Origin of the sequence: Psychrobacter sp., assembly GCF_036731945.1 — a bacterium.
In the GTDB taxonomy this organism is placed as follows: domain Bacteria; phylum Pseudomonadota; class Gammaproteobacteria; order Pseudomonadales; family Moraxellaceae; genus Psychrobacter.
In genome coordinates this window covers 6,140-7,967 of the sequence record NZ_DAINDI010000016.1, presented here as the reverse complement: position 1 = coordinate 7,967, position 1,828 = coordinate 6,140, and the positions used below count along the sequence as shown (strand labels likewise).

The 1,828-nt window shown below is 45.7% G+C and carries 2 protein-coding genes; both read left to right on the top strand.

All coding sequences use genetic code 11. The features are described from left to right. Positions 1-906: FtsX-like permease family protein (locus V7D75_RS04850; protein ID WP_333613640.1), on the top strand; the 906-nt coding region annotated here is incomplete at its 5' end. A gap of 51 nt (positions 907-957) precedes the next feature. After that, positions 958-1,638, top strand: coding sequence for a lipoprotein-releasing ABC transporter ATP-binding protein LolD (gene lolD, locus V7D75_RS04845; RefSeq protein ID WP_068408142.1), 681 nt, complete (start codon positions 958-960; stop codon positions 1,636-1,638). Positions 1,639-1,828 lie beyond the last annotated feature (190 nt).

Here is a 1,828-nt window from a genome sequence, read left to right as displayed (position 1 = left end):
GGGATTATGGTCACCGGCGTTGATCCAGAGTATGAGAAAAACGTTTCTATCATCAACGAGCACATGGTAGAAGGCAGTATTGATACGCTGCAAAACGGTGAGTTCAGTATTGTGCTTGGTGAAGAGATGGTGCAATCGTTGGGGCTGCGCTTGGGCGATAAAGTGACCTTAGTGCTGCCAGAAGCGTCGCCATCGCCAGCAGGTGTGATACCGCGCTTTAAGCGTTTTACGTTGACAGGTATTTTTACCATCAGTCCAGAAGTAGATAGCCTAATGGCGTTTATTCCGATGGGCGATGCGGCAAAATTACTGCGTCTACCAGAGGGTGCGCAAGGCATACGTATGAAGCTTGACGATATCTTTAATGCGCCAATGGCGGCCCAAAAAGCGGCTGCTATTGCGCCTGACAAGCTTTATCCTAGCGATTGGACGCAAACACACGGCAACCTATTTGGGGCCATTCAAATGGAAAAAGCCATGGTTGGCTTGCTGCTGTTTTTAATTATCCTTGTTGCCGCTTTCAATATCGTTTCAAGTTTGGTGATGCTAGTCACCGACAAAAAAGCAGACATTGCTATTTTAAAAACCTTTGGCGCTTCACCGCGTCTGATTACCCATGTGTTTATGGTACAGGGCATCGTTATTGGCTTTATTGGTACGATTGCGGGCACGATACTTGGTGTTATCTTTGCTCTGACCGTTAGTGATATTTTGGGCTTTATCAATCAAACCTTTGGTCTCAATTTGTTTGATGCTTACTTTGTAAATTATCTGCCATCGCAGCTGCGTTTGACCGATGTGGTGCTGATTACCAGTGCGTCATTTATACTGAGCTTTTTGGCGACCATTTATCCAGCGCGCCGAGCGGCGAAAATTCAGCCTGCGCAAACGCTGCGTTACGAGTAATCTACAGGCGTCAATCGTCAATGCTATGATAAATAAAACAAAGGAAGTACCATGTCTGAAATTTTAAAAGCGACCAATATTAATAAAATTTATGATGAAGGGGCGGTGAGCACGCAAGTATTGACCGGTCTAGATTTGACCGTCAATGCTGGTGAGCGCATTGCGATTGTTGGTACCAGTGGTTCGGGGAAAAGTACCTTGCTGCATTTGCTTGGCGGACTGGATACCCCAAGTAGCGGGGAGGTTTGGCTACATGGGCAGCTATTAAATAGTATGAATGAGACCGAGCGCGGGGCAATGCGTAATAAACACTTGGGGTTTATTTATCAGTTTCACCATTTGTTAGCCGAATTTACCGCGGTTGAAAACGTTGCTATGCCGCTACTGATGCGCCCAAAAGTATCGACGACCGAGGCACGTCAACAAGCGATAGATATTTTAAAAAGTGTCGGTTTAGAGCACCGTTTGGCCCACAGACCCGGTGAGCTATCAGGCGGTGAGCGTCAACGTGTGGCGATTGCTCGCGCGCTTGTGACCAAACCATCACTTATTTTGGCCGATGAGCCGACTGGTAACTTAGATTATGATAACGCCCAAAGCGTGTTTGGGCTGTTATCCGAGCTACAAAGCACCATGCAAACGGCGCTATTGATGGTGACGCATGACCGTAGTTTGGCAGCCCTTGCTGACCGTCAGCTCCTACTCCGCAATGGGCATTGGGAAGATTACTAAAGGCGTCATTTTTAATACTTTTTTTCAATAAACTGTAGAACTGCTGTTACTGAGCAGCAGCATGATACGGTTAGCTTTTTATAAAACCTGCTCATAAAACAGATAGCATTTAACACTCTTATAGAATGATAAGTAAAATGATAAATAAGGAATGATGAGATGGATAAAAATGATGACCCGATTGAAGCGT

Excerpts from the sequence above, each read along its gene's own strand:
- lolD (WP_068408142.1), top strand. The coding sequence starts at position 958 with ATGTCTGAAATTTTAAAAGCGACCAATATTAATAAAATTTATGATGAA.